The sequence below is a fragment of the Streptococcus suis genome, from assembly GCF_002964575.1.
Taxonomy (GTDB): Bacteria; Bacillota; Bacilli; order Lactobacillales; family Streptococcaceae; genus Streptococcus; species Streptococcus suis_R.
Map to the genome: position 1 here is coordinate 1 of NZ_POQQ01000055.1, position 26,921 is coordinate 26,921.

Here is a 26,921-nt window from a genome sequence, read left to right on the forward strand (position 1 = left end):
TTTCGGGCTAGCACACACGCCAATCAGCTCATCAAATCTGCCTTCATCTACTTCACTCTCCTCCTCAGAGAGAATGGATTGATTGAAGATGAGGCTCTCTTCATTGACGGGACTAAGGTAGAAGCTGATGCCAACAAATATTCTTTCACGTGGAGAAAGGCCGTTGAACGCTATGAAGATGCCTTGAACGGAAACATTTCAGCACTCTATGACAAGCTAATTCAAGAAGGGGTGAATACTGCCTTGTCCAAGGAAGAATGTCTCACTAGCGAGGGACTAAACCAACTCCTACAAGAAACCGAACAAGTACTAGATGAGGTGGAAAAGGCTATCTCACAAGAGCCGAAAGTCATTAAAGGTGGCTCGGCCAACAGACAGAAACGAAGAAGAATTAAGAAACTCAAGAGAAAGTTGAAAGAGGATTTTCTTGTTCGGAAACAGAAGTACGAACGAGATAAGCAGATTCTACAAGAGCGAAATTCCTATTCTAAAACGGATCACGATGCAACATTTATGCGGATGAAAGAAGATCATCACATGCGAATTCGTGAAGAAAAGGCATTACTAAGTTTGCTGACCGAAACCTTTGGATTTGTCGAGGAAAGCCGATTTGTCTTTGAAGATAAGATGGTGATTTCTCTACTCTTTGACAACACCTTCCAACATCGACTTTATTTGATCCTTGACCAAGAGTCGCCAATCAGCGTGATGGGAGTTGGGGCTATTCATCATATTGCATTTGGTGTCTTAGATGAGTCTGACTTGGAAGACTTGATTAGTCGCTTAAATCTCATCAATCGTCCACATTCTGGGATTATCAATCGAGATTTCATGCATTCCTTGTACTTCCGAGCGCCAAATTATCTCATGTTTGAAGTTGCGACCATGGCTGGCGAAAGAGAGGCTGCTATGCCAAGACAAGATAAGCAGCTAGATAATGTTGAACTGTTTTTGCCAAGTTTTTTTGAAGAGGACAGACAGGAAATCGAAAAAAATCTCTCCCAACGTTATTAGGAGAAAAGAGATATGGATTATCGCTTTATCAAAGGGGCCAGTCCCCGTCTCTTGGTCTTTTTCCACGGTACAAGCGGCAATAAGGAATCTATGCTGTTTCTCCGCCAACAGCTGGACCCTAAAGCCTCTGTTCTTTCTTTCAATGGAAGTTGGGGTCAAGGCAGGGAAAGGCGATTCTTTGCCCCGCTGATTGATGGTCAGCTGGAACTTGTCGACTTTGAAAAGCGCTTGCCGGCTTTTCTGGATTTTTGGAAGGTCTTAGACATCCAGCTCTACCAAGAGATTACCTTCGTTGGCTTTTCAAATGGTGCCAATTTTATCATGGGTTTGTTGACCAAACAGTCAAATCTGGCGGACAATTATATCTTGCTCCATCCTTCGGCTTTAGATTATGCGTTTCCTATGCAAAATAGCAGAGCAGAGATTTTGTTTACACTGGGGCAGAATGACCCATATGTCGACCTAGTCGCTCTTGAAAATCTTGTAGATGACTGGCAAGAGTCAGCTTTTCCCAAAGCCAACCTAGCTTGTTTTGACAAAGGACATTATCTAAGTCATGACGAATTGACCTATGTGAGCAATTGGTACCAAGAAAGAACAGACAAAAAGACCTGAACCAATATGTTCAAGCCTTTAAGAGTTATTAGATTAAGGATTCTAATTTGTCAACTAAGGAACCAACATAGGCGATGGTTTCTTTCAGTGGTTGGTCAGTCGAAACGTCAACGCCTGCGTGTTTCGCAAGGTCTTGGGCAGAAAGACTTGCACCGAGTGAGAGGGTTTCCAACCATTTTTCAACAACTTCTTCAGGATTTTCTTCTAGTTGTTTCGCCATAGCAGTACCGATGGTCAAACCAGCTGAGTAGGTATATGGATACAGACCAATGTAGTAGTGTGGTTGACGCATCCAGATAAGACCTGCATCGTCACCGATTTCAAAGTCTTCACCCCAGAATTCCTTGATGACATCCAACTTGATTTGGCAGAGAATATCACCATTGAGGTATTCTTCATTGTCCAAACGAGTATAAACTTCACGTTGGAAGGCTGCTTCAAGCAAGTGAGTGACCATGTTGTGGAAGTAAGTACGGCTAATTAACTCGCTAATCAAGTAAGCCTGGAAGTCAGGGTCTTGGTTGTTTTTCAAAAGGGTGTTACAGGTCAAGACTTCGTTGGCAGTTGATGGTGCTTCGATGAAGTAGAGGGATGGTTCGTAGCTGAGCACGCTTTGTTTCTTAGCTAATTGGAAATGACCGGCATGACCCAATTCGTGAGCCAATACCAAGACCTCATTCATCAAACCTGTCCATGAAAGTAGGATATAGGATGGTCCATCATAAAGAGTAGCACAGAAGCCACCAGTAGCCTTACCTTCGTTTTGAGCAAAGTCAATCCAGCGCTCGTCGAAGGATTGTTCAATCATTTTCACATAATCTTCTCCAAGAATACCTAAGCAGTCAATCAAGAATTGTTTGGACTCTTCTGGAGTAATGCGTTGGTTGTATTCAGATGGCAAACTGATTTTCAAGTCAGCATGTGTGATCTTGTCCAATCTATGAGCCTTGGCAACCAATTTCACATAACGGCGCATGTGAGGAGCTAATTCCTTCATGATGACATCAATTTGACGGTCGAAGAGATCACGGGATACGTTTTGACGATGCAAGAGGAAGTCGATAGTGCTGTCAAAACCACGCAAGCGAGCTTCGATTTGTTCATTTTTGATATGAGACAAATAAGTTGCGGCAGTAGTGTTCTTGTATTTTTTCAAGGTAGAATAGAAACCAGCGGCAGAATTGCGACGGATTTCGGTATCATGGCTGAGTTCATAATCATTTTCAAAGAGCACATAGCTATTACCGAGCGTTTCGCCATTTGCCTCGAAGTTATCAAAGGTCATATCTTCAAACTTGGTCACACCGTAGTTATTATATGGCTGACTAAAAGTTGGGGCGAAGTTTGAGAGAAGTTCTTCTTGAAGTGGGTGAAGTTGATGAGGTTTATCACGTAGGATTGCATCAAAGAAGGCAGCCCATTGAGGTTGTTCCTCTTTTAATTCAAGTAGAACAGCCTCATCTAATTGCCCCAGTTCTGAATAAAGAAAGTCACGTTTTGGACGAGCTTTTGCTGATACCAATTCATATTCGTTGGCCAGGCTTGCCAATTCTGTGTTCATTTTATCAACTTCAAGCGGAAGAAAGGCATAGTGGGAAAGTCGGCTATCAAGAATGACGATTTTTTCGAACTCAGTAAGAGCAGCCACGATGGTTTCTTTATCAGACAACTTTCCTTTATAGTTGACTTCGAAAGCTTCGACCTGTTTGGCATAGGCAGATAGGTGTTCTTGGTAATTTTTAGGGCTTGGAAAGAGCAAATCTGTGTTCCAAGTTAGTTGAACATCAATGTCTTGACGTTTTGGCATTGCAGATGTCATACAATTCTCCTTTTGTTTGATAGTGATAGCTACATTATAACATAAGAAATGGTTTGAGGAGAAATAATGTTAGACCAATTTATGAAAAGAAAACTTGACAAAATGCGGAAAAACCTAGATAATAGAAGTATGAAAGGGTTTACTGAAAACCAGAAAGGAGTTTGATATGCAGGTTATTAAACGAAGTGGTGAAGTTGTAGAATTTGACCCAGATAAGATTTATCAAGCCATCATTAAGGCGGCTCAAACTGTATATGTGATTGATGATACTTGGCGGAAGAACCTTGCTCAAGTGACTAAGAAAGTCGTACTTGATTTGGAAGAAGCCCATACTGAACGTCCAACCATCAGTATGGTACAATCACAGGTGGAGCATCGTCTCTTGGATGCTGGTTACATCACGATTGCAGAGCATTATATTTCTTATCGCTTACAGCGTGATTTGGAACGGAATGGCTATGCGGACAAGATTGTCGTCCATCTCCGTTTTGAACAAATCCGATAAAGATAGAGAGAGTGGGGGAGTTAAGTTTCTTCCCTCTTCTTTTTATAGTTATAGTCAAAAACTATAAGAATCTATATTTAAAAAGAATTTGTTTGATAACCATTCTTAGCGTATAATAAAACTAGTTCACCCCTATGTAACTAGTTAAATCCCATAGTTCGTGCCTATGGGATTTTTTTGTGCACCCTATTTCTAATAGAAAAAGGATATAGCTGCTAAGCTTGTATGCTAGGTCTACTTGGGATATGATGTTGCTAATAATAGACAGAGGTAATTTTGACCTTATTTTCACGCTTTTTCTGATGGATAGTGAAATTTCTAGTAAAAAATGTGATTTTCTGAGCAAAATTTTTGAAATCGGTAACATTTTTAGTGTATAATAGATGATGTAAAAAAATATTTATTTTGAAAGTGAGATTTTACTATGTCTAAAATCGTTGTTGTCGGTGCTAACCACGCAGGTACTGCCGCAATCAAAACTATGTTGACAAACTACGGTCAAGAAAACGAAATCGTTGTATTTGACCAAAACTCAAACATCTCATTCTTGGGTTGTGGTATGGCTTTGTGGATTGGTGAGCAAATTGCTGGTCCAGAAGGACTTTTCTACTCAGATAAAGAACAATTGGAAAGCCTTGGTGCTAAAGTCTACATGGAGTCACCTGTTACAGCTATCGATTACGAAGCAAAAACAGTTACTGCACTTGTAAACGGCCAAGAGCACGTTGAAGCTTATGACAAACTTCTTTTCGCTACAGGTTCACAACCAATCTTGCCACCAATCAAAGGTGCTGCAATCAAAGAAGGTTCTCTTGAATTTGAAGCAACTCTTGAAAACTTGCAATTCGTTAAATTGTACCAAAACTCAGCTGATGTTATTGAAAAATTGAAAAACAAAGACATCAACCGCGTAGCAGTAGTTGGTGCTGGTTACATCGGTGTTGAGCTTGCAGAAGCATTCCAACGTAAAGGTAAAGAAGTTATCCTTATCGACGTTGTAGATACATGTTTAGCTGGTTATTATGACCGCGACTTGTCAGACCTTATGGCTATAAACATGGAAGAGCATGGTATCAAACTTGCCTTCGGTGAAACTGTTCAAGAAGTTGCTGGTGATGGTAAAGTTGAGAAAATCATCACTGACAAGAACGAATACGATGTTGACATGGTTATCTTGGCTGTTGGTTTCCGTCCAAACACTGCATTTGCAGGTGAAGGAATTGAGCGCTTCCGCAACGGTGCCTTCCTTGTAAACAAACGCCAAGAAACTTCAATCCCAGGCGTTTACGCTATCGGTGACTGTGCAACAATCTACGATAACGCTACTGGCGACACAAGCTACATCGCTTTGGCTTCAAACGCAGTACGTACTGGTATCGTAGCTGCTCACAACATCTGTGGTACTGACCTTGAAGGTATCGGTGTACAAGGTTCTAACGGTATCTCAATCTACGGTCTTAACCTTGTATCAACTGGTTTGACACTTGAAAAAGCTACTCGTCTTGGTTTGAATGCTGCTGTTACTGAAGTAACCGACAACCAAAAACCAGAATTCATGGAACATGGTAACTTCCCTGTTACAATCAAGATTGTTTACGATAAAGATTCACGTCGTATCCTTGGTGCACAAATGGCTGCTCGTGAAGATATCTCAATGGGCATCCACCTCTTCTCATTGGCAATCCAAGAAGGCGTAACAATCGAAAAATTGGCATTGACAGACTTGTTCTTCTTGCCACACTTCAACAAACCATACAACTACATCACAGTAGCTGCCTTGGGTGCTGAATAATCTATTGAATACAAAAGCTCAGAGATAACTCTGGGCTTTTTTGCTTGCCATCTATCACATTGCAACTGCCTATCGAGAGTTTTTTTGGTATAATGGAGAGAATGAAATTTAGAGAGAGTATGAGAAAATGAACCCATTATTAAACGGAATGAATGACAGGCAAGCAGAGGCGGTACAGACAACAGAAGGACCGCTTTTGATTATGGCAGGGGCTGGTTCGGGTAAGACGCGAGTCCTGACCCACCGTATCGCCTATTTGATTGATGAAAAAATGGTCAATCCTTGGAATATCTTAGCCATTACCTTCACCAACAAAGCAGCGCGTGAGATGAAGGAGCGGGCCTATGCCCTCAATCCTGCTACGCAAGATTGTTTGATAGCGACCTTCCACTCCATGTGTGTAAGGATTTTGCGCCGTGATGCCGACCATATCGGCTATAATCGCAATTTTACGATTGTCGATCCAGGTGAGCAACGCAGTCTCATGAAACGGATTTTGAAAAATCTCAATCTGGACCCGAAGAAGTGGAGTGAACGTTCCATTCTGGGAACCATTTCTAATGCCAAAAACGACTTGATTGATGACAAGGCATTTGAAGCTCAGGCAGGCGACCTATACACGCAGATTGTTGCTAAATGCTACACGGCTTATCAAAAGGAACTCAGACAGTCAGAGGCCGTTGACTTTGATGATTTGATCATGTTAACGCTTCGCCTTTTTGACCAAAATCCAGAGGTCCTGACCTATTACCAGCAGAAATTCCAGTACATCCATGTCGATGAGTATCAGGATACCAACCATGCCCAGTACCAATTAGTCAAGCTTCTGGCTTCGCGTTTCAAAAACATCTGTGTGGTCGGGGATGCGGACCAGTCTATCTATGGCTGGCGTGGTGCAGATATGCAGAATATCCTTGATTTTGAAAAAGACTATCCAGAGAGCAAGGTTGTCCTTTTGGAGGAAAACTATCGTTCGACCAAGAATGTCTTGCAGGCTGCCAATGAAGTCATCGAAAACAACCGCAATCGACGTCCTAAGAAACTCTGGACCCAGAATGCTCAAGGGGATTTGATTACCTACTATCGTGCCAGAGATGAAAATGACGAGGCAATCTATGTTGCAGGGCAGATTGACCAGTTGAACCGAGAAGGCAAGGCCTATAAGGATTTTGCAGTTCTCTATCGGACCAATGCCCAGTCCCGTACCATTGAGGAAGCCCTGCTCAAATCCAACATTCCTTATACCATGGTCGGTGGCACCAAGTTCTACAGCCGTAAGGAAATTCGGGATGTGATTTCTTATTTGAATATTATTGCAAATCCGTCAGACAATATCTCTTATGAGCGCATTGTCAATGAGCCCAAGCGTGGAGTAGGACCTGGTACGGTTGATAAGATACGCGATTTTGCCAGCACACATGGTATGTCCCTGCTGGAAGCTTCGCAGGATATCATGCTGTCACCAGTCAAAGGAAAGGCTGCGCAAGCTGTCTTTGACCTAGCCAATCTCCTCTATAAGCTCCGCGACCAACTGGACAGCTTGACAGTGACCCAGGTGGTTGAGGCTGTCTTAAGCGAAACAGGCTACATGGATGCTCTTGCGGCACAAAATACGCTGGAAGCCAATGCCCGCATTGAAAACATCCAGGAATTCCTATCTGTTACCAAAAACTTTGATGAAAAGGATGCTGAGGAAGAAGAAACAGGTCTGGATAGGCTGACACGTTTCCTACTGGATTTGGCGCTGATTGCTGATACGGACGACGATAGCCGCGAGGCATCCGAGGTCACCCTTATGACCCTCCACGCGGCCAAGGGGCTGGAATTTCCAGTTGTTTTCTTGATTGGTATGGAGGAAAATGTCTTCCCACTCAGCCGTGCAACAGAAGAAGAGGACGAATTGGAAGAAGAACGACGTCTGGCCTATGTTGGTATCACACGGGCAGAGCAGACCCTCTACCTGACCAATGCCAACTCCCGCTTGCTCTTTGGTCGCAGCAACTACAATCAGCCAAGTCGCTTTATCCGTGAAATTTCCAGTGACCTCCTTGACTACCAGGGTCTTGCTCGTCCGGTCAATACTAGCTTTAAGGCTTCTTATGTCAATGGCAGAGCGACACAGTTTGGACAAGGCATGAGTTTGCAACAAGCCATGCAAAGTCGAAAAGCATCCGTACAACCATCGGCCAAGCTCGGAGGCAGTATGCCCTTCGCATCAAATAACAAATCGTCTGGCTCAGGCACCAACTGGTCAGTTGGTGACATCGCTGTCCACAAGAAATGGGGACGCGGGACTGTCCTTGAAGTATCTGGCTCAGGCAGCAATCAAGAACTCAAGATCAATTTCCCAGAAATGGGCCTCAAAAAAGTCTTGGCAAGCCTGGCACCGATTAGCAAGGAAGAGTAGTACAAAGCAGTCTTTTCACAGGATTAGACTGCTTTCTGTTATGACAAAGCAATTTGTGATAGAATATGAGACAGAAAAGATGTTCGCGAAGGATATATATTCATTTAGTTTATCTTTTATTACTTATATGTAAGAGGAAACTCTGTTTCCTTATTTCCAACTTCAAACACTCCACTGGATTGTTTGTACTCGTTTTGCTGTACTCTGTAGGGTTGACTTGCTCCACAAGTGCTATTTCCAACCTTATACAGCCATTAGACTGTATAAGCAACCTGTCGCTCGTTGCCTTGTACTAAAAGCAAACTAAACAACTATAAAGAAAGGAAATGAAATTGCCATACAAACATTTATTATTCGACCTTGACCACACACTACTGGATTTCAATCGTGGAGAAGAAGTGGCCTTGACACAATTTTTGGAATCTATGCAAGTAGAGGATATTGCGGCTTTTAAAGAAGTCTATCGCCCTCTAAATCAAGGCATGTGGAAGGACTTAGAAAAAGGTCTAATTACCAAGAAAGAATTGATTAACACGCGCTTCTCCAAAACATTTGCTCACTTTGGTCGGGAAGTGGACGGTCGGGAGATGGCTGACCGTTATCAAGAATTTATTGGAAAACAGGGGCAAATTTTTGAAGGTGCGGACCAACTGCTGAAAGAATTGGTTGACCGAGGCTACCAACTCTATGCGGCTACCAACGGCGTGACCTATATTCAGGAAAATCGCCTTCTAAACTCCCCTATTCAGTCCTATTTCACACAGGTCTTTATTTCCGAACAAATGGGTACTCAAAAGCCTGCGGCAGATTTTTATGAAAAAATAGCAGAGCAGATTGGGTGTTTGGACATGGCCAGTTTTCTGATGATAGGCGACAGCTTGACTGCTGACATTCAGGGTGCAAATAATGTAGGTATGGATTCGGTCTGGTACAATCCTGAACAAGTCAGTCTTACAGGTCCGGCACAACCAACCTATACCGTTTCCAATTACCAACAATTACTGGACATTCTGAAAGAATAGATGGTCCTCTATGTAAGATAACGAATGGGAAAGTTAGAACTGGATCTGGTTTTAGCCAATCTTTTAGTTGATTTTATGTTAGAATAAAGGTGTACGACGGACAAGGAAAGGATGGAGAAACATGTATAAGAAATTAAGCTTACTACTTCCGATGGTGCTCTTATTAGTAGCCTGTGGTCAGAAGTCAACGGATACCAGTCCATCAAGTAGCAGTAGTGCAACATCAAGCCAGTCTACCAGTAGTAGTTCGCCGGTGCAGGCTAGCTCTAGTCAAGAAACTCAGGAAAGTTCTTCTAGTTCAACAGAAACCAGTTCGACGACTGGCGAGGAAGCCACAAGCAGTCAGACGGAGGTGGCGACAAGCGCGGCTTACAATGGAGCTTATTACAGTGTTCAGGGGAAATATGGTCAGGTCATTATCGCCAATAAAAAACACCCTTTGGCCTCTACTTATGCTCCTGGTGAAGATCCACAAGCCTTGGCAGCTTTCCGGCAGTTGATTGCAGATATGCAGGCGCAAGGTTTTGCCATTTCCAACAATTATAGTGGTTTCCGCTCATATGAAACCCAGGCTGGTTTGTACCAATCCTATGTCAATCAAGATGGTCAAGCAGCAGCAGATACCTATTCGGCGCGTGCTGGCTATAGTGAACATCAGACAGGTCTTGCCTTTGACCTATTAGACAGTTATGGTAATCTCTTGGAAGAACCAGTTGCTTCTCAGTGGTTGGCAGACAATGCCCATCATTATGGTTTTATTGTGCGTTATTTGCCTGGTAAGGAAGCCATAACAGGCTACATGGCAGAATCCTGGCATGTTCGTTATATCGGTGCAGAAGCTGCGGATATATATCATTCAGGATTGACTTTGGAAGAATATTTCGATGTGCCTGGTGGTGGGTATGAATAATGAAAAGAAGCTGAGCAAGACTCTCAAGCGGTGCATTATCAGTACATTTGCTGCTGTGAGACATAGAGCGTGTCATTTGGTTCTGATAAAAATTGAAAGTAGCCAAGAAAAACCTCTTGACAATGTGGTGAATTTACAGTAAAATAAGTAAGACTTTGAAATTGAGGGGAGTGAAAATAATGTCAAAAACAGTAGTACGCAAGAACGAATCACTTGATGATGCTCTTCGTCGTTTCAAACGTGCGGTTACTAAAGCTGGTACTCTTCAAGAAACACGCAAACGCGAATTCTACGAGAAACCATCTGTAAAACGTAAACGTAAATCAGAAGCAGCTCGCAAGCGTAAAAAATTCTAATTGAATTTGAACAGCCTGAGGGCTGTTTTTTGTTTACTTTTCAGCCTGTCTAACTTATAATAGGTATATAAAATATTGTCCAAGTGAAAAGGAGTATATATGAGTATCTTGGTTACAGGTGGAGCTGGCTATATTGGTAGTCACACCGTTGTGGAGTTGTTGAAGTTGGGAAAAGACGTTGTCATCGTAGATAATCTCTCCAACTCAAGTATTTTGGTTTTGGATCGCATCGAAACCATCACTGGCAAACGTCCAACTTTCTATGAATTGGATGTAGCAAATAAGGTTGCCTTGCGTGAGGTTTTTGAAAAAGAAAGTATTGAATCAGCTATTCACTTTGCTGGCTATAAGGCGGTTGGTGAATCTGTTGAAAAGCCAGTCATGTATTATGAAAATAATATCATGTCTACTTTGGCTTTGGTGGAAGTTATGGCAGAGTTTGGTGTCAAGAAGATTGTCTTCTCGTCCAGCGCAACGGTCTACGGTCTTAACAACCCATCTCCTTTGGTGGAAACCATGCCAACCAGCGCAACCAACCCTTATGGCTATACAAAAGTCATGTTGGAACAAATCTTGCGTGATGTGGAAGTAGCAGACAAGGAATGGAGTGTTGCCCTTCTCCGTTATTTCAACCCAATCGGTGCCCATGAATCAGGCTTAATAGGTGAAGATCCAGCAGGTATTCCAAACAACCTCATGCCATTTGTGGCACAGGTAGCCGTAGGTAAGCGTCCAGAACTCAGTGTCTTTGGTTCAGACTACGACACAGTTGATGGAACGGGTGTTCGTGATTACATCCACGTGATTGACTTGGCACTTGGTCATATCAAGGCGCTGGAAAAAATCTCAACCACAGCAGGTGTTCATACTTACAACCTCGGTTCAGGTCAAGGAACCAGTGTACTAGAATTGGTCCAAGCCTTTGAAAAAGTTAATGGCGTGCCTGTACCGTATAAGATTGTTGACCGTCGCCCTGGCGATGTGGCAACTTGCTATGCCAACGCAGACAAGGCATTAGCAGAACTCAATTGGAAAACAGAGAAAACCATTGAAGATATGTGCCGTGACACATGGAACTGGCAGTCTAAAAATCCAAATGGATATGAAGGATAAAACAATAAGGGAAGCCGATTGGCTCCCCTTTTTTTGACAAGAAGAAAACAGGCACAGGGCCTGTTTCACTATCTTATTGATTATTTTTTCAACAAGTCGCGGATTTCTGCAAGCAATTCTTCTTGAGTTGGACCTGCAGGAGCAGCTTCTTTTTTAGGAAGTGCTTTTTCAGCAGCTTTAACGATGAAGAAAAGAACAGTACCGATGATCAAGAAGTTGATAACAGCGCTCAAGAAGTTACCGTAAGTAACACCATTCCAGCTCAAATCAGCAATTTTGTCTGCACCAGCAGCTTTCAAAGCTGGTGTAAGCAACAATGGAGTGATCAAGTCAGCAACAAATGAATCGATGATGGCTTTGAAAGCCGCACCAAAAATTACTGCAACAGCAAGGTCAATTACATTACCTTGGAACAAAAACGCTTTTAAATCTTTCAACATATCCTAAATATGTCCTTTCATAATTTTTTACTCTATCTATTATAAACATAAAAAAATATTTTACAAGCAATTTGTTTCAGAAATTTTACATTTTTTAACTTTTGGTATAAAATAGAATATGTTAAACTAAGGGAAGAGTGTCCACTTTTCAATTTAGGAAAAAGATATTGAGGAGGAAATATGCTGTCAAAAGATAAAATAACAGAAATTAAACAAGCCCTCAATATCGTGGATGTGATTGGTGAAACAGTTGCTTTAACGAAGGCAGGGCGCAATTTTATTGGTCTGTGTCCCTTTCATGGAGAAAAAACTCCGTCCTTTAACGTCATTGAAGACAAGCAATTCTATCATTGTTTTGGCTGTGGAAAATCAGGGGATGTCTTTAAGTTTGTAGAGGAAACGAGAGGGATTTCCTTTGCAGATGCAGCGACCATTTTGGCGGAGAAAGCGGGATTTCAGATAGAACTCCAGTCTACACAGCATTTTCAGCCGAAGAAGGAAAAACCACATCAAGCTCTCTATGACATTCATCAGGATGCGACCAAGTTTTACCATGCTTTGTTGATGACGACCAAGATGGGTGAGGCTGCTAGGAACTACTTGCACCAACGGGGTTTGACCGATGAGGTTATCAAAAACTTCCAGTTGGGGTTGGCTCCAGATGAGCAAAATATTCTCTATCAAAAACTTTCACAGCAGTATGATGAGGATAGTTTATTGCATTCGGGTCTTTTCAATCCCAGTGAGCAGAATATGATATTCGATGCTTTTCAGGGACGGATTATGTTTCCCCTAACGGATGAGTATGGGAGAGTTATCGCTTTTTCAGGACGGATTTGGACGGAAAAAGATTTACAAAACAAGCAGTTAGCCAAGTATAAAAATTCTCGTAGCACAGCTATTTTCAATAAGAGTTACGAATTATATCATTTGGATAAGGCCAAGGCTGTCATCAAGAAACAGCGGGAAGTCTATCTGATGGAGGGCTTTCTGGATGTTATCGCGGCCCATCGGGCGGGTATTGAGAATGCAGTAGCTTCTATGGGAACAGCTCTGACTCGCGAGCACGTCAGTCATCTGGCTAAGTTTTGTAAGAAGATTGTTTTGACCTATGATGGTGATAAAGCTGGTCAAGCTGCCACCATGAAAGCCTTAGATGAATTGCGAGATTTTCAGGTTGAGATTGTTAGCCTGCCTGACAATATGGACCCTGATGAATTTCTACAAAGAAATTCTGAAGAAACCTTGCGAGAGGTTTTGACCAAATCCCGCATTAGTGATGTGGAATTTCTCATTCATTATCTGAAGCCAGAAAATCCAGATAATCTACAAATGCAGATTGACTTTGTAGATAGGATTGCTCCCATTATTGCAAGGGTTTCGTCTATTACGGCGCAAAATTCCTATATTTATAAAGTTGCGGATGTCCTGTCTGATTTTGACTATAGTCAGGTGGAGCAGGCTGTCAATGCTGTTCGCTTAAATCAGCGACAGGAGCGTAGTCAGCAAGCCTATCATCAGCAGAAGGAACAGGCTTATATCCCACCTGTTCAAACTCTTGTTCGACTGACTAGCCTAATTCGGACTGAAAATCACCTGCTCTATCGCATGGTTGAGCACCCGTATATCTTGAATGAATTTCGTTTGAGGGAAGACTTTTACTTTTCGACACCTGAATTGCAGGTATTGTATGAATTGCTGAAAAATCAAGGTGAGATTAGTAGTTTTGACTTATCTCACTTGGAAAATAGTGTCCAACAGGCCTGGTATCGTGTCTTGGAAGAACGTTTACCAGACGAAGTAGGCCAGCATGAGATAGAAGAATTGGAATTGAGGCGAGACAAAGAACTCTTGCGCAAGGAAAATCAACACCGAACACGGAAAATTCGTGAACATTCCCATGTGGGAAATACTGATATTGCCCTCGATGAGTTACAAGAGCTCATTGAGAGAAGAAGACAAATGGAGTAAATATGACAAGTAAAAAAGACAAAAAAACAGAAGTAACAACCTTTGATGTTCAAGTTGCGGAATTCATTCGTAATCACAAAAAACAAGGTTCTGCAACAGACGATGAAATCAATGATCAACTGGTCATTCCGTTTACTCTTGATGCAGATGGAATTGATGATTTGCTCCAACGGATTCAAGATGCTGGGATTTCGATTGTGGATAAGGAAGGAAATCCTTCAGCGCGTGCTATGCAGGTGGAAGAAGAGCCAGAATTATCTGACGAAGAATTGCTGGGTAGCACTTCTGCAAAAGTGAACGATCCAGTCCGTATGTATTTGAAAGAGATTGGTGTCGTGCCACTCTTGACCAACGAAGAAGAGCAGGAGTTGGCGCTGGCAGTGGAAGCTGGTGACCCAGAAGCGAAACAACGCTTGGCAGAAGCCAACTTGCGTTTGGTTGTTTCCATTGCAAAACGTTACGTTGGTCGTGGTATGCAGTTCCTTGACTTGATCCAAGAAGGAAACATGGGCTTGATGAAGGCCGTTGATAAGTTTGACTACTCAAAAGGTTTCAAGTTTTCAACCTATGCAACTTGGTGGATTCGTCAAGCTATCACTCGTGCCATTGCAGACCAGGCTCGGACCATCCGTATCCCTGTTCACATGGTAGAAACCATTAACAAATTGGTCCGTGAGCAACGCAATCTCTTGCAGGAATTGGGGCAGGATCCAACCCCAGAACAAATCGCTGAGCGTATGGATATGACACCAGAGAAAGTCCGTGAAATCCTCAAGATTGCTCAGGAGCCTGTTTCCTTGGAAACCCCTATCGGCGAAGAAGATGATAGTCATCTTGGAGATTTCATCGAAGATGAAGTGATTGAAAATCCAGTTGATTACACAACTCGTGTCGTTCTCCGTGAACAATTAGATGAAGTCTTGGACACTCTTACTGACCGTGAGGAAAATGTCCTCCGTCTCCGCTTCGGTCTTGATGATGGTAAAATGCGCACGCTTGAAGATGTTGGTAAAGTCTTTAATGTCACCCGCGAACGTATCCGCCAAATCGAAGCCAAAGCCCTCCGCAAGCTCCGCCACCCATCCCGCAGCAAACCACTCAGAGACTTTATGGAGGATTGAGAAAGCCTACGGATAGGCTTTCTCAACGTCCGCCTAGAAACACGAAAGCGGACAAGGTTCGGGGAACCTTTTTAACCGCTCCCCTTGAAATTAGAAAGGGAGCGTAACGTCCAGTGGCACTTATCAGGTCGCTTGCTAAAAATTTGAAACAAGCGAAAGTCCGGGGGAGGTTTTGACACAAACTTGGTTTGTTTTATCTCCAACCTTCAACAGTCTCCCAGACTGTTGAAGCCTGCCTAGAAATATGAAAGCAGGCTAAGCCAGTGGTGTTTTAACCCGAGCCCAGAAATATGAAAGTAGGCAACTAGTCTAATGTGAGTTCACAACGTCCGCCTAGAAACACGAAAGCGGACAAGGTTCGGGGAACCTTTTTAACCGCTCCCCTTGAAATGAGAAAGGGAGCGTAAGGTCCAGTGGACATTTTGACACAAACTTCGTTTGCTTCATTTCCAACCTTCAATAGTTCATGGCTTATTTGGATGTAATTTTGTTCTTTTAGATGACAATGCAATAGTGAAAAGAAAGAGAGAAAAATGACGTATACAGAAGAACAGGTAAAAGAAATTCAAGAGCGTATTTTTCATGCTCTTGAAGATGTGATTGACCCAGAGCTAGGGATTGATATTATCAATTTAGGTCTGATCTATGAAATTCGCTTTATCGAAGGAAAAGCTGAAATTGATATGACCCTGACCACCATGGGCTGTCCCTTAGCTGATTTGATTACCGATCAGATTCACGATGTCCTGAAAGATGTACCAGAGGTGACAGAAGTAGATGTCCGTTTAGTCTGGTCACCGGCCTGGACTGTGCAAAAAATGAGTCGTTATGCTCGAATTGCTTTGGGGATTAAATAAATGTGTTACAAATGATTTCGAATGTTCGAAGTCATTTTTTTTATATTGTTCATGATTTTGTTAAAAAATACCTATTTTTCTCTTGTCAGATAAGAACATTCGTGTTACAATAAACATGCCTAGGAAAAGTTACTATACCTATTCTAGCAAATATCAGACCTATATGGGATGAGTAGCTCTGCTATTGATCATAACCAAAGCCTACGGACAGGCGGGTCGAATGCCGAAGCGTGGCGTAAGCCACATTATTGATAGGGTTAAAAGCCTACATTTTATAAGTTGATGTTAGGAAAGATTTCCTAATTTCTAGTTTTGTCAGTGTGGTGAAAGCACACGTCATCTTGTGAAACGGTCAATAAAGTACGTATATATTTGCACTGGAGAGTAGGAAACGGTAGGCACATAAACTCAAGAGAAGAATAAAAAACGTCAATTTGGATTGTAGAGCAGGATGAACCCTGCTCTTTTTACTTGTTTAAAAAAGGGTAGGAGTCCATCAAGCAAAGGAGTTTTTCAATATGAAAAATCAACACCAAGCCCCTATTTATCAGGGATTGGTACAGTTACGCCGAAAACGGATTGTTCCCTTTGATGTGCCTGGACACAAACGAGGGCGCGGAAATCCAGAGTTGGTCGAACTGTTAGGAGAAAAATGTGTGGGGATTGATGTCAATTCCATGAAGCCCTTGGATAATCTAGGGCATCCCGTCTCTATTATCCGAGAGGCGGAGGAATTGGCGGCAGAAGCCTTTGGTGCTAGCCATGCCTTTCTCATGATTGGAGGAACCACCTCTTCTGTCCAGACCATGATTCTGGCGACCTGTAAGGCGGGCGATAAGATTATCCTTCCCCGAAATGTCCACAAGTCAGCCCTCAATGCCCTGGTCCTTTGTGGCGCCATCCCTGTCTATGTGGATATGAGCGTGGAGCCACGGATTGGCATTGCTCTTGCCTTGGAAAACGAAGCCTTTGAACGGGCTATTGCAGAGCATCCTGATGCGGTGGCGGTTCTCATCAACAATCCGACCTATTATGGCATCTGCTCGGACTTGCGAACCTTGACTGAGAAAGCTCACGCAGCGGGCATGAAAGTCTTGGTAGATGAGGCCCACGGAGCTCATTTGCATTTTTCGGACCAATTGCCAGAGGCGGCTATGGATGTGGGGGCTGATATGGCTGCTGTTTCCATGCATAAGTCAGGTGGTAGTCTGACCCAGAGCTCGCTCCTATTGGTCGGTCCAGATATGAATGTGGAATATGTCCGTCAGATTATCAACCTGACCCAGTCGACATCCGCTTCCTATCTCTTGCTGGCTAGTCTGGATATTTCCCGCAGAAATCTAGCCCTTCGTGGCAAGGAATCCTTCGAAAAAGTCATTGAAATGTCTGAATACGCTCGTCGTGAAATCAATGCTATCGGTGGCTACTATGCCTATTCTAAAGAATTGATTGATGGCAAAACGGTGCATGATTTTGATGTAACCAAGCTATCCATCTATACGCAGGGCATTGGTCTGACAGGGATTGAAGTCTATGATTTGCTGCGGGATGAGTACGACATCCAGATTGAATTTGGTGATATTGGCAATATCTTGGCCTATATTTCAATCGGTGACCGCTTGCAGGACATTGAGCGGCTGGTGGGAGCTCTGGCAGACATCAAGCGACTCTACTCACGAGATGGTTCGGACCTGATTTCAGGTGAATACATCCAGCCGCAACTGGTCTTGTCACCGCAGGAAGCTTTTTATGCAGAGCGGGAAAGCCGTTCCCTGCAAGAAGCAGTTGGTCAGGTCTGCGGGGAATTTGTCATGTGCTATCCGCCAGGTATTCCTCTTTTGGCACCTGGAGAACGAGTGACCCAGGAAATTGTTGATTACATCATCTTTGCCAAGGAGCGCGGTTGCTCCGTCCAAGGTACGGAAGATCCAGATGTCAACTACATAAACGTTATAAAGGAGGGCTAAAGATGGAAATGTGGTTTTCAGAAGTCCAAACGCCAGATGTCAAGTTATCCATTCGAACCAGCCAGCAGCTCTATGCTGGCAAGAGTGAGTTTCAGGACATTGCTGTGCTGGACTCGCCAGCCTTTGGAAAGATTTTGACCCTTAACGGTCGGGTTCTCTTTTCAGATGCAGATGATTTTGTTTACAACGAAATGGCCGTCCATGTGCCCATGGCCGTCCATCCCAATCCCAAGAAAATATTGATTTTGGGTGGAGGAGATGGTGGCGTTGCCCAAGTTCTCAGTATGTATCCTGAAATCGAACGTATTGACGTTGTAGAGCCAGATGAACTACTTGTTGAAGTGTGTTGTCAGTATTTTCCAGACTATGCCTCTGGCTTGGAAGATGGGCGGGTCGAGGTTTATTTACAAGATGGTCTGCGTTTCTTGCGCAACTGTGAAAATGAGTATGACATCATCATCAATGATGCGACAGATCCATTTGGACATACGGAAGAATTGTTTACCAAGGAATTTTACGGCAACGCCTACCGAGCTTTGAAGGAAGATGGCATTATGGTCTATCAACATGGTTCGCCATTCTATGATGAAGATGAGTCGGCTTTTCGTTCCATGCATCGGAAGGCGACCCAATCCTTCCCTATCAGCCGTGTTTATCAGGCCCATATTCCGACATCTGCTGCGGGTTATTGGTTATTTGGGTTTGCCTCTAAAAAATACCATCCCATTGAAGATTTTGACAAGGAAAAATGGAAGGCGCGCCAGCTTTTTACAGAATACTATACCGCTAACCTCCACATCGGAGCATTTCTCTTGCCTCGATACGTGGAAGATATTTTAGAAGAAGAGGAGAAAAAATAATGAGTCGTTTGTTAGTTATTGGTTGTGGCGGAGTTGCCCAAGTTGCCATCAGCAAGGTTTGCCAGGCAGAAGATAGCTTCAAGGAAGTTATGATTGCCAGCCGTACCAAGTCCAAATGTGATGATGTGAAGGCTGCCTTAGAAGGAAAAACTTCCGTAAAAATTGAAACTGCCCAAGTGGATGCGGACAAGGTAGAAGAAGTGATTGCCTTGATTGAAAGCTACCAGCCAAAAGCTGTATTGAACGTTGCCCTGCCTTACCAAGATTTGACCATTATGGACGCTTGCTTGGCGACTGGCGTGGACTATATTGACACGGCCAACTACGAGTGCGAGGATACAGAAGACCCTGAATGGCGGGCCATCTACGAAAAACGCTGTGCTGAAGAGGGCTTTACGGCTTACTTTGACTACTCATGGCAGTGGGCTTATAAGGAGCGTTTTGAAAAAGCAGGGCTGACAGCACTTTTGGGATCCGGATTTGATCCAGGTGTGACCAGCGTTTTCTCAGCCTACGCATTGAAACACTATTTCGATGAAATCCACTATATCGACATCCTAGACTGTAACGGTGGAGACCACGGCTATCCATTTGCGACCAACTTTAACCCTGAAATCAACCTGCGTGAGGTTTCTGCCCCAGGTTCCTACTGGGAAAATGGCAAATGGGTGGAAGTTGAAGCCATGTCTATCAAGCGAGAATATGACTTCCCAGAAGTGGGTCAGAAAGACATGTATCTTCTCCACCATGAAGAAATCGAATCGCTGGCTAAAAATATTCCAGGTGTCAAACGCATTCGCTTCTTCATGACCTTTGGTCAATCTTATCTGACCCACATGAAATGCTTGGAAAATGTTGGTCTCTTGCGGACTGACCCAATCAACTTTAATGGACAAGAAGTAGTGCCAATCCAATTCTTCAAAGCCCTCCTGCCAGACCCAGCCAGCCTTGGTCCACGTACTGTTGGGAAAACCAATATTGGTTGTATTTTCACAGGTGTCAAAGACGGTGTGGAAAAGACCATCTATATCTACAACGTTTGTGACCATCAAGAGTGCTACAAAGAGGTCGGTTCCCAGGCTATTTCATACACAACTGGCGTGCCAGCTATGATTGGAACCAAGCTTGTCATGGACGGAACTTGGAAAAAACCAGGTGTCTACAACTTGGAAGAATTGGATCCAGATCCATTTATGGACTTGCTCAACCAATATGGATTGCCTTGGCAAATAGTAGAAAATCCTGTTTTGGTGGACTAGATGAGAATCGATCAAGTCCCAACCCCAGCCTATGTCATTGACGAAGCTAAGCTGGTCAATAATTTAGAAATTCTCAAGTCTGTTCAAGACCGTACAGGTTGCAAGGTCCTCTTGGCTCAAAAAGCCTTTTCCATGTATGCCACTTACCCCCTCATCAGCCAATACCTAGCTGGAACAACTGCATCAGGACTCTACGAAGCCAAGCTGGGTCGTGAGGAGTTTGAGGGCGAAGTCCATGTCTTTGCCCCGGCCTTCAAGGATGCGGATTTGGAGGAGATTTTGGAAATTGCAGACCATATCGTCTTTAACTCAGAGCGCCAACTCCGCAAGCACGTGGACAAATGCCGAGTAGCTGGAGTCAGTGTTGGCCTGCGGATCAATCCAGAATGTTCGACCCAAAGTGACCATGCCCTCTATGATCCCTGCGCAGCAGGTTCTCGCTTCGGTGTTCGCATTGACCAGTTTTCAGAAGACCTGCTGGACTTGGTGGATGGCCTGCATTTTCACACCCTCTGTGAGCAAAATTCCGATGATTTGAAAACGACCTTGGATGCTGTCGAGGCCAAATTCGGTCCCTATCTCCACCGCATCAAGTGGCTCAATATGGGAGGTGGTCACCATGTGACCAGAGAGGATTATGATCTGGATTTGCTGATTTCCTCTATCCAGCACATGCAGGAAACCTATGGATTAGAAGTCTACATTGAGCCTGGTGAAGCCATTGCTCTCAATGCAGGCTATTTGGTGACAGAAGTGTTAGACATTGTCGAAAATGGTATTGAAACGCTAGTGTTAGACGCTTCGGCTACCTGCCATATGCCGGATGTCTTGGGAATGCCCTATCGCCCACCGCTTCGCCATGGCTTTGAGGCAGGTGAAAAAGTCTATACATACAGACTGTCTTCCAATACCTGTCTGACGGGGGACATCATCGGCGATTATTCCTTTGAAAAACCTGTGGAGATTGGTGACAAGCTCTATTTTGAAGACATGGCAATCTATTCTTTTGTTAAAAACAATACCTTTAACGGCATTGGGTTACCTAGCCTAGCCATCATGGACAAGGCTGGCGACTGCCGTATTATCAAAGAATTTGGCTATGAAGATTTCAAGGGGAGGTTATCATGATAGAAAGTCCAAAAGCTGCTGGCTACCGCATGCCAGCTGAGTATGAGCCCCATCATGGTACCCTCATGGTGTGGCCGACTCGCCCAGGATCCTGGCCCTTTGATGGTCAGGGGGCGAAAAAGGCCTTCAGCCAGGTCATTAAAACCATTGCTGAAAGTGAGCAGGTCTATCTTTTGGTGGACGAGGTACATCGTGAGGAGGCCCAATCCATGCTGGGTGATGGTGTTACCTATCTGGACATCCCCACCAACGACGCTTGGGCGCGTGATACAGGTCCGACGGTTTTGGTCCATGAAAATGGCAGAGCTTTGTCTGTTGATTGGGCCTTTAACGCTTGGGGCGGAAGCTATGATGGTCTTTATCAGGACTATGAGGCAGATGATCAGGTGGCTAGTCGCTTTAGTCAGGCCATCGGTCTACCAGTCCATGATGCCCATCCCTTTGTTCTAGAAGGTGGGGCAATTCATAGCGACGGTGAAGGAACCATCTTGGTGACTGAATCTTGCCTACTCAGTCCAGGCCGCAATCCCCATTTGACCAAGGACCAGATTGAGCAAGTGCTTCTAGATAGTCTAGGTGCTGAAAAGGTCCTCTGGTTGCCTTATGGTATCTTCAATGATGAAACCAATGAACACGTGGACAATGTTGCAGCCTTTGTTGGTCCAGCCGAGATAGTTTTAGCCTGGACAGATGATGAGTCAGACCCCCAATATGCCATGTCCAAAGCTGATTTGGACTACTTGGAAAAGCAAGTGGATGCCAAGGGCAGAAAGTTGATCGTCCATAAACTGCCTATCCCCAAGCATCTAATTCTAGTAACAGAAGAGGACTTGCCAGGCTATGTTTATGAAGCGGGGGAGGAAGAGAGGACTGCTGGAGAACGTCTGGCGGCTTCCTATGTGAATTTCTACGTCAGCAACGGTGCGGTCTTGGTGCCCCAGTTTGATGACGAGCATGATGCGCAGGCACTTGAGCTTCTAGCGCAGCTTTTTCCCACCAGAAAAGTCGTCGGCATTCCAGCTCGCGACATCCTGCTTGGGGGTGGGAATATTCACTGTATCACCCAGCAAATCCCCCGATTTAGAAAGGAAAACAAATGAGAAATGTTACTGTAGCAGCTGTTCAGATGCAGTGTAGTCAGGACCTTTGGGAAAATCTAGCGACCGCAGAGCGTTTGGTCAGACAGGCTGCTGATCAGGGAGCGCAGATTATTCTCCTACCCGAACTCTTTGAGCGTCCTTATTTTTGTCAGGAACGCCAGTATGATTATTACAACTACGCCAAGTCTGTAGAGGAAAATGATGCTGTTCAGCACTTTATTCCTATTGCCAAGGAATTACAGGTGGTCTTGCCTATTTCCTTTTATGAAAAAGACGGCAATAGTCTTTACAATTCCATTGCGGTTATTGATGCGGATGGGACAGTTTTGGGAGTTTACCACAAGACCCATATTCCTGACGACCATTATTACCAGGAGAAGTTTTACTTCACACCTGGAAATACTGGATTTAAAGTCTGGGAAACTCGTTATGCCAAGATTGGTATCGGAATATGCTGGGATCAATGGTTTCCAGAAACCGCCCGCTGCCTAGCTTTGAATGGGGCGGAATTGCTCTTTTATCCAACAGCTATTGGTTCGGAGCCGATTTTGGATACAGATAGCCAAGGACATTGGAAACGAACTATGCAGGGCCATGCGGCTGCCAACATCACACCAGTCATTGCGGCTAATCGGATTGGCTTGGAAGAAGTACAACCTTCTGCAGAAAATGGTGGACAATCGTCTAGCTTGCGTTTCTATGGCTCCTCTTTCTTGACAGATGAAACAGGTGAATTGATTGAGAAAGCAGGTCGTGAGGAGGAAGCTGTCTTGCTTGCTACTTATGATTTGGACAAGGGAGCGCGTGAGCGTTTAGATTGGGGACTCTTTAGAGATCGTCGACCGCACATGTATAGGTCTATTAGTCAATAATGTTTGTAAAGTCGTACTAGAGAGCTTTATAAAATAATCGTGTGATAAAAAATAGGCGTGACCTTCATTAGGGTCTTGCCTATTTATTATTTTTCTTCTGTTTGGAGATGCAGAACGTTCGCTTCTTGTCCCATCATTCTTAGACTAATCTCAAAGTCATTTAACTGCCGTTCATTGAGTTTTCGTAAGGTTTCGTCTAAATCAGTATCAAATTTTTCAAGTGCAAGCTTTGATTGAGCCAAGCGTTCATCTGCTGAGTAGAAATTTTTTGGATTTTCCTTGATTTTGAGATAGCCATCCAGAATATCTTTATAGTGTTTCATGTTAATCTCATGGATGACTCTCAACTCTTCCGTATTTTCAAGATTCTTCAATTGTTCAAGAATTTCAATATGGTCGTTTTGGACATTTTGATAGGTATTAGCTATTTCAGGTGCAATTCTTAGGATTTTTTTCGTTTCTTCTGAAACGAAGGAGGAAGGGGCAATCAGATTGAGAAGTTTTAACTGTTTTGAAATTTTTTCCTCTTCTTGAATGGTTTGTTGGATAATCGCAGAAGAGATATCCGTATCCAAATGATACTTAAGTTCCGATGTTTCCTCTTTAATCATCTTTAACTGAGGGAGCAACTCTTGAGCAAGAAGCGCATACTGGCTATACTCTTTCGAGCTTAAATAGTTATTGAGTAGTTTCAATTCCTTCTCACTTTGTGAAATACTTTCCTTAAGATTTTGCAATCGAAGAGCTGTATTCTTTGAAGACTTGGCAGTATTGCGATGGATAAGAAAAAACGTACCATAAGCCAGGGCTGAAAGTACTAGTATAGGAAACAAGAAGTGAGAATAGCCGCTAAGGATGGATATGCCTCCGAGTAGACCAAGGCTAACAAATAAATTTTTCTTTGTCCTAGCCTGTATCTGATTGGTTTCGTGTTGACGAAGGTTCTGGAGCTTCTTAGCCATGGAATTTCCTTTCTTGAGGGTGTAAATATATTCTATTGTATCCTATAAACTATCCTTATGACAAGTATTTTTTATCGAATATAAGAAATGATACAAGACTTGATTTCTTTAGGACCATAGTCAAACAATTGAAAATATGCTATAATAATGATAAATGAAGGAGATTGGAATGTCTAAAGATAGAAAGAATGAAAGTAATTTTCAGCATTTAGAAGGTGAACTTGGGAAATATCTAGAAAGAAAAGAGCTGGATGATAAGAAACGTAAGTCCAGCTATATATTTTTAATGATTGGTTTTCTGGTCCTAGTGATTAGTGGATTTCTCTATAAGACGAGTTTTGATACACCTGTTGTGACCTATAAGGATTTAGCAAGCTATGTTGGACATATCAGACAGGTAGAAGCTAAACCTTTTTCTTGGACCTATGAGGAATTTGAAGCACTTGACGCCCAACATTTTGCAGTATCAAAAACAAAAGTGGAGGACGTTATCAAAAAATATGGGGCTCCAACGTCGCTTGAAACTGGTATCTACTCCGGTGAATATGAATCATTGACTTTACTATACGAAACGGAACAGCCTTTTCGAAAGGTAGAATTGCTTTTTGTTGATTTTGAAGGGCAACTGACTCTAGCTGCAAAAATGAGTAGTAATCTTTTTCCTGAACCCTACGAAGATATTGTTGGAGAGAATCGTCATGATTGGACGAGTCAAGAGTTTAATGACTTGCGAGTCGGTGCAAGCAATGGTGAGGGCGGTGTCTCACTGGATGAAGTACTTTCTACATACGGCCTTGTTTACGCAGCGGAAAGTTTCGGTACAGTTGATTATTGGACCATCGGGGTTCGGTATCTAAATAATAGAACAGGTGATGACCTTTCTTTATTATTTATAAAAGATGGGGAAGGTGGATACCACTTGTCTCAAAAATCTGGAGATATTAGGGATTAGGGAGAAGAATGACAAAGAATACGAGATTAAAGAAAATAGAAGAAGAATTAGAACGGGCAAGTAAGAATACGGTGGATCAGTCAACCAGTAATCAATGGATGAAATGGGTTGAAATTGGGCTACCGCTTGTATTGATTAGTGTAGCCATTCTCTATCTATTGATTGGGAAATCGACTGCAACAAGGAACCAAAATAATCAGGTTGAGGATCAGGTTATGGAATCTGTGTCACGAACGCATTCTTACCTAGATGAGATTGAAGGAGCAAAGCCAGCGAAGGCATTTGATTGGACCGTTGGGAAATACGATGCTGTGAAAATGGATGCAGAAATAGAGAACTCTATGACCTTGGCAGAATTCACACAAGAGTATGGACTGGCGGATAGTTATGAGGAGTCTACCATGATCAGTGATGGTAGTTCAGTTGTCACAGCTAACTACCACAGTGAAGATTTTGGGCAAGAGGTTACGTTCTGGTTTAACATGTCAAATGGAGCTTATCGAATTTATCAAAAAAGTTTCTATAATTTATCAGATGAGAATTATCCAGAAGCCACGGATGAAAATTTTGTATTTAAGTGGGATCAAGCCGCAATTGATGCACTAGCCTTGGATCAAAGTCCTGAAGAAATCATGGAACAATACGGATTGCCGACCTATGCTCGACAAAATGGGATGCAAGACTACCGTCAATTAGGGATGATGTATCAGGAAGATAATGATCCAGAATCTACTATAAATTCCGTCCATTTAGTTTTTATGCAAAATGAACAAGGAGAGTATCGATTAAAATCCAAGGAAGGAGTTTTTAGGGATTGAAGAGAAAACCGAAAAATAATGTTAAACTGGACACCTATACTAAACTATCAGAAGCAGTTAAAGCAGAGTTTGAAAGAGAGTACCAGGACTCGCTCAAGAAAAAGCAGAAGGCTACTTATTATCTTTTGATAGCGTTCATATTGTTGGTATTAGCAGGGTTAGTGTGGACTGCTCAACAACCTGCAAAAGAAGAAGTTGCCACCTATTCTCCAAGTTCTGCGAGTACGGAACAACAGTTATCATCAACTATCAGTCACACTTCTACAGAAGCTAGTGACAAAGGAGTGACAGACTTTACACGCGGATTGACTGCCACAAAAGAAGAGTTTAGTTTTAATTGGACACTGAAAGACTATGATAGCTTGGTAATTGGGATGAAAGAAGATGCCACTGGGGACAGTTTGTCGGATATCATTGAGAAATATGGGAAACCTTCATCAGCTAGATTCGACGAATATTCAGAAGAATACTTATTCTTAACTTATGCTCCTTTGGACTATGACATATATGCAGATCAGCGATACCTTAAATTGGTCTTCTATAAAAATGGTTCAGAATACTATTTATCAAGTAAGGAAGTCTACAACTTGCCAGACGAGCAATTTCCAACGAAGGAAGCAGATAAACATACGAATTTGTGGACCAAAGATGTGTTTCAGCAAGTCATCGTGGGAGATAGCAATACAGGACAAGGCGGGATGAGCTATGAAGAGGTGATTGCTTTGGGAGGTCTTCCCTATGAAGCTTCTGTATTTGCTTATGGGGGAGGTTTTTTTGAAGAAAAAAAAGAACTGCAAATTTTTTACAAAAATGGCTCAGGTTCAAAGCAAACATTCGTAGATTTTCGATTTGTTCGACAAAAAGATGGAATTTACAGAGTATACGCAAAAAATGGAACCTTTTCTAACTAAGGTCATCACTAAAATGAGGCTGGGCAAAAACTAGCTTCTCACATATAAAAAAACGAGCAATTCCAATTAGGATTTGCTCGTTTTCCATTTCATGCTTTATAATTATAATAACGACAAAACAACTAGAAAGGCATGAAAATGTATAAACAT

The 26,921-nt window shown here is 42.9% G+C and carries 23 protein-coding genes and 1 pseudogene; 21 read left to right on the forward strand and 3 right to left on the reverse strand.

Going from position 1 to position 26,921, the window contains the following annotated elements; all coding sequences use genetic code 11:
• Both C1E58_RS07365 and C1E58_RS07375 read left to right on the forward strand, forming a co-directional pair.
• A pseudogene (locus C1E58_RS07365) lies at positions 1–534 on the forward strand (IS5/IS1182 family transposase); the annotation flags it as partial.
• Between the two features lie 492 nt (positions 535–1,026).
• Positions 1,027–1,629: an alpha/beta hydrolase gene (locus C1E58_RS07375; RefSeq protein WP_105209902.1), complete on the forward strand. Its 603-nt coding sequence runs from the start codon at positions 1,027–1,029 to the stop codon at positions 1,627–1,629.
• A 28-nt stretch (positions 1,630–1,657) separates the two neighbouring features.
• Here the strand turns inward: C1E58_RS07375 and pepF are convergent, their stop codons facing one another.
• Complete coding sequence (gene pepF, locus C1E58_RS07380) at positions 1,658–3,448, reverse strand: oligoendopeptidase F (protein ID WP_105209903.1); 1,791 nt, start codon at positions 3,446–3,448, stop codon at positions 1,658–1,660.
• 166 nt (positions 3,449–3,614) lie between these two features.
• Between pepF and C1E58_RS07385 the strand changes: the two genes are divergently transcribed.
• The 7 genes from C1E58_RS07385 to galE all read left to right on the forward strand — a co-directional run bounded on the left by C1E58_RS07385 (position 3,615) and on the right by galE (position 11,553).
• Complete coding sequence (locus C1E58_RS07385) at positions 3,615–3,953, forward strand: ATP cone domain-containing protein (protein ID WP_105209904.1); 339 nt, start codon at positions 3,615–3,617, stop codon at positions 3,951–3,953.
• A gap of 424 nt (positions 3,954–4,377) precedes the next feature.
• Positions 4,378–5,745 carry a H2O-forming NADH oxidase gene (gene nox, locus C1E58_RS07390; RefSeq protein WP_105209905.1) on the forward strand — a complete coding sequence of 456 codons (1,368 nt, stop codon included), beginning with the start codon at positions 4,378–4,380 and terminating at the stop codon, positions 5,743–5,745.
• A 127-nt stretch (positions 5,746–5,872) separates the two neighbouring features.
• Positions 5,873–8,152, forward strand: coding sequence for a DNA helicase PcrA (gene pcrA, locus C1E58_RS07395; protein ID WP_105209906.1), 2,280 nt, complete (start codon positions 5,873–5,875; stop codon positions 8,150–8,152).
• A gap of 332 nt (positions 8,153–8,484) precedes the next feature.
• The gene (locus C1E58_RS07400; RefSeq protein ID WP_105209919.1) at positions 8,485–9,174 is read left to right on the forward strand and encodes a YjjG family noncanonical pyrimidine nucleotidase; all 690 of its coding nucleotides are present in this window, start codon (positions 8,485–8,487) and stop codon (positions 9,172–9,174) included.
• 121 nt (positions 9,175–9,295) lie between these two features.
• Positions 9,296–10,084 carry an LD-carboxypeptidase LdcB/DacB gene (ldcB, locus tag C1E58_RS07405; protein WP_105209907.1) on the forward strand — a complete coding sequence of 263 codons (789 nt, stop codon included), beginning with the start codon at positions 9,296–9,298 and terminating at the stop codon, positions 10,082–10,084.
• A gap of 179 nt (positions 10,085–10,263) precedes the next feature.
• On the forward strand, positions 10,264–10,440 hold the full coding sequence (gene rpsU / locus C1E58_RS07410) for a 30S ribosomal protein S21 (protein WP_000048054.1): 177 nt from the start codon (positions 10,264–10,266) through the stop codon (positions 10,438–10,440).
• Positions 10,441–10,539: 99 nt separating this feature from the next.
• Positions 10,540–11,553, forward strand: coding sequence for a UDP-glucose 4-epimerase GalE (galE, locus tag C1E58_RS07415; RefSeq protein ID WP_105209908.1), 1,014 nt, complete (start codon positions 10,540–10,542; stop codon positions 11,551–11,553).
• 80 nt (positions 11,554–11,633) lie between these two features.
• Here the strand turns inward: galE and mscL are convergent, their stop codons facing one another.
• Positions 11,634–11,993, reverse strand: coding sequence for a large conductance mechanosensitive channel protein MscL (mscL, locus tag C1E58_RS07420; protein ID WP_105113912.1), 360 nt, complete (start codon positions 11,991–11,993; stop codon positions 11,634–11,636).
• Between the two features lie 180 nt (positions 11,994–12,173).
• Between mscL and dnaG the strand changes: the two genes are divergently transcribed.
• The 9 genes from dnaG to aguB all read left to right on the forward strand — a co-directional run bounded on the left by dnaG (position 12,174) and on the right by aguB (position 23,128).
• Positions 12,174–13,964, forward strand: coding sequence for a DNA primase (gene dnaG, locus C1E58_RS07425; RefSeq protein WP_105209909.1), 1,791 nt, complete (start codon positions 12,174–12,176; stop codon positions 13,962–13,964).
• A 2-nt stretch (positions 13,965–13,966) separates the two neighbouring features.
• A complete protein-coding gene (gene rpoD, locus C1E58_RS07430; protein ID WP_105113910.1) occupies positions 13,967–15,085 on the forward strand; it encodes an RNA polymerase sigma factor RpoD in 1,119 nt (372 codons plus the stop codon).
• A 533-nt stretch (positions 15,086–15,618) separates the two neighbouring features.
• Positions 15,619–15,942, forward strand: coding sequence for a metal-sulfur cluster assembly factor (locus C1E58_RS07435; protein WP_105113909.1), 324 nt, complete (start codon positions 15,619–15,621; stop codon positions 15,940–15,942).
• Positions 15,943–16,460: 518 nt separating this feature from the next.
• Positions 16,461–17,909: an aminotransferase class I/II-fold pyridoxal phosphate-dependent enzyme gene (locus C1E58_RS07440; protein WP_105209910.1), complete on the forward strand. Its 1,449-nt coding sequence runs from the start codon at positions 16,461–16,463 to the stop codon at positions 17,907–17,909.
• Positions 17,910–17,911: 2 nt separating this feature from the next.
• Positions 17,912–18,769 (forward strand): polyamine aminopropyltransferase, encoded by an 858-nt coding sequence (speE, locus tag C1E58_RS07445; RefSeq protein ID WP_105209911.1) that lies wholly within the window; start codon positions 17,912–17,914, stop codon positions 18,767–18,769.
• On the forward strand, positions 18,769–20,028 hold the full coding sequence (locus C1E58_RS07450) for a saccharopine dehydrogenase family protein (RefSeq protein WP_105209912.1): 1,260 nt from the start codon (positions 18,769–18,771) through the stop codon (positions 20,026–20,028). Before speE ends, C1E58_RS07450 begins: the two co-directional genes overlap by 1 nt.
• Complete coding sequence (gene nspC, locus C1E58_RS07455; RefSeq protein ID WP_105209913.1) at positions 20,029–21,156, forward strand: carboxynorspermidine decarboxylase; 1,128 nt, start codon at positions 20,029–20,031, stop codon at positions 21,154–21,156.
• Positions 21,153–22,256, forward strand: coding sequence for an agmatine deiminase (gene aguA, locus C1E58_RS07460; protein WP_105209914.1), 1,104 nt, complete (start codon positions 21,153–21,155; stop codon positions 22,254–22,256). The genes nspC and aguA overlap by 4 nt, the downstream gene beginning before the upstream one ends.
• Complete coding sequence (gene aguB / locus C1E58_RS07465) at positions 22,253–23,128, forward strand: N-carbamoylputrescine amidase (RefSeq protein WP_105209915.1); 876 nt, start codon at positions 22,253–22,255, stop codon at positions 23,126–23,128. Before aguA ends, aguB begins: the two co-directional genes overlap by 4 nt.
• A gap of 86 nt (positions 23,129–23,214) precedes the next feature.
• Here aguB and C1E58_RS07470 read toward each other — a convergent pair whose 3' ends face one another.
• Positions 23,215–24,090 carry a hypothetical protein gene (locus C1E58_RS07470; protein WP_105209916.1) on the reverse strand — a complete coding sequence of 292 codons (876 nt, stop codon included), beginning with the start codon at positions 24,088–24,090 and terminating at the stop codon, positions 23,215–23,217.
• 169 nt (positions 24,091–24,259) lie between these two features.
• Here C1E58_RS07470 and C1E58_RS07475 point away from each other — a divergent pair, with 169 nt between their 5' ends.
• The 3 genes from C1E58_RS07475 to C1E58_RS07485 are packed head-to-tail and all read left to right on the forward strand — an operon-like array spanning position 24,260 to position 26,771.
• Entirely contained in the window at positions 24,260–25,042 is a 783-nt protein-coding gene (locus C1E58_RS07475) for a hypothetical protein (RefSeq protein ID WP_105209917.1), read from the forward strand.
• A gap of 8 nt (positions 25,043–25,050) precedes the next feature.
• Positions 25,051–25,860: a hypothetical protein gene (locus C1E58_RS07480; protein WP_105113901.1), complete on the forward strand. Its 810-nt coding sequence runs from the start codon at positions 25,051–25,053 to the stop codon at positions 25,858–25,860.
• Positions 25,857–26,771, forward strand: a complete 915-nt coding sequence (locus tag C1E58_RS07485) for a hypothetical protein (protein WP_105209918.1) — start codon at positions 25,857–25,859, stop codon at positions 26,769–26,771. The genes C1E58_RS07480 and C1E58_RS07485 overlap by 4 nt, the downstream gene beginning before the upstream one ends.
• The last annotated feature ends 150 nt before the right edge of the window (positions 26,772–26,921 follow it).

Bases quoted from the DNA above. Each gene is read 5' to 3' on its own strand.
- C1E58_RS07375 (WP_105209902.1), top strand. From the start codon at position 1,027: ATGGATTATCGCTTTATCAAAGGGGCCAGTCCCCGTCTCTTGGTCTTT.
- pepF (WP_105209903.1), bottom strand. From the start codon at position 3,448: ATGACATCTGCAATGCCAAAACGTCAAGACATTGATGTTCAACTAACT.
- C1E58_RS07385 (WP_105209904.1), top strand. From the start codon at position 3,615: ATGCAGGTTATTAAACGAAGTGGTGAAGTTGTAGAATTTGACCCAGAT.
- nox (WP_105209905.1), top strand. From the start codon at position 4,378: ATGTCTAAAATCGTTGTTGTCGGTGCTAACCACGCAGGTACTGCCGCA.
- pcrA (WP_105209906.1), top strand. From the start codon at position 5,873: ATGAACCCATTATTAAACGGAATGAATGACAGGCAAGCAGAGGCGGTA.
- ldcB (WP_105209907.1), top strand. From the start codon at position 9,296: ATGTATAAGAAATTAAGCTTACTACTTCCGATGGTGCTCTTATTAGTA.
- rpsU (WP_000048054.1), top strand. From the start codon at position 10,264: ATGTCAAAAACAGTAGTACGCAAGAACGAATCACTTGATGATGCTCTT.
- galE (WP_105209908.1), top strand. From the start codon at position 10,540: ATGAGTATCTTGGTTACAGGTGGAGCTGGCTATATTGGTAGTCACACC.
- mscL (WP_105113912.1), bottom strand. From the start codon at position 11,993: ATGTTGAAAGATTTAAAAGCGTTTTTGTTCCAAGGTAATGTAATTGAC.
- dnaG (WP_105209909.1), top strand. From the start codon at position 12,174: ATGCTGTCAAAAGATAAAATAACAGAAATTAAACAAGCCCTCAATATC.
- rpoD (WP_105113910.1), top strand. From the start codon at position 13,967: ATGACAAGTAAAAAAGACAAAAAAACAGAAGTAACAACCTTTGATGTT.
- C1E58_RS07435 (WP_105113909.1), top strand. From the start codon at position 15,619: ATGACGTATACAGAAGAACAGGTAAAAGAAATTCAAGAGCGTATTTTT.
- C1E58_RS07440 (WP_105209910.1), top strand. From the start codon at position 16,461: ATGAAAAATCAACACCAAGCCCCTATTTATCAGGGATTGGTACAGTTA.
- speE (WP_105209911.1), top strand. From the start codon at position 17,912: ATGGAAATGTGGTTTTCAGAAGTCCAAACGCCAGATGTCAAGTTATCC.
- C1E58_RS07450 (WP_105209912.1), top strand. From the start codon at position 18,769: ATGAGTCGTTTGTTAGTTATTGGTTGTGGCGGAGTTGCCCAAGTTGCC.
- nspC (WP_105209913.1), top strand. From the start codon at position 20,029: ATGAGAATCGATCAAGTCCCAACCCCAGCCTATGTCATTGACGAAGCT.
- aguA (WP_105209914.1), top strand. From the start codon at position 21,153: ATGATAGAAAGTCCAAAAGCTGCTGGCTACCGCATGCCAGCTGAGTAT.
- aguB (WP_105209915.1), top strand. From the start codon at position 22,253: ATGAGAAATGTTACTGTAGCAGCTGTTCAGATGCAGTGTAGTCAGGAC.
- C1E58_RS07470 (WP_105209916.1), bottom strand. From the start codon at position 24,090: ATGGCTAAGAAGCTCCAGAACCTTCGTCAACACGAAACCAATCAGATA.
- C1E58_RS07475 (WP_105209917.1), top strand. From the start codon at position 24,260: ATGTCTAAAGATAGAAAGAATGAAAGTAATTTTCAGCATTTAGAAGGT.
- C1E58_RS07480 (WP_105113901.1), top strand. From the start codon at position 25,051: ATGACAAAGAATACGAGATTAAAGAAAATAGAAGAAGAATTAGAACGG.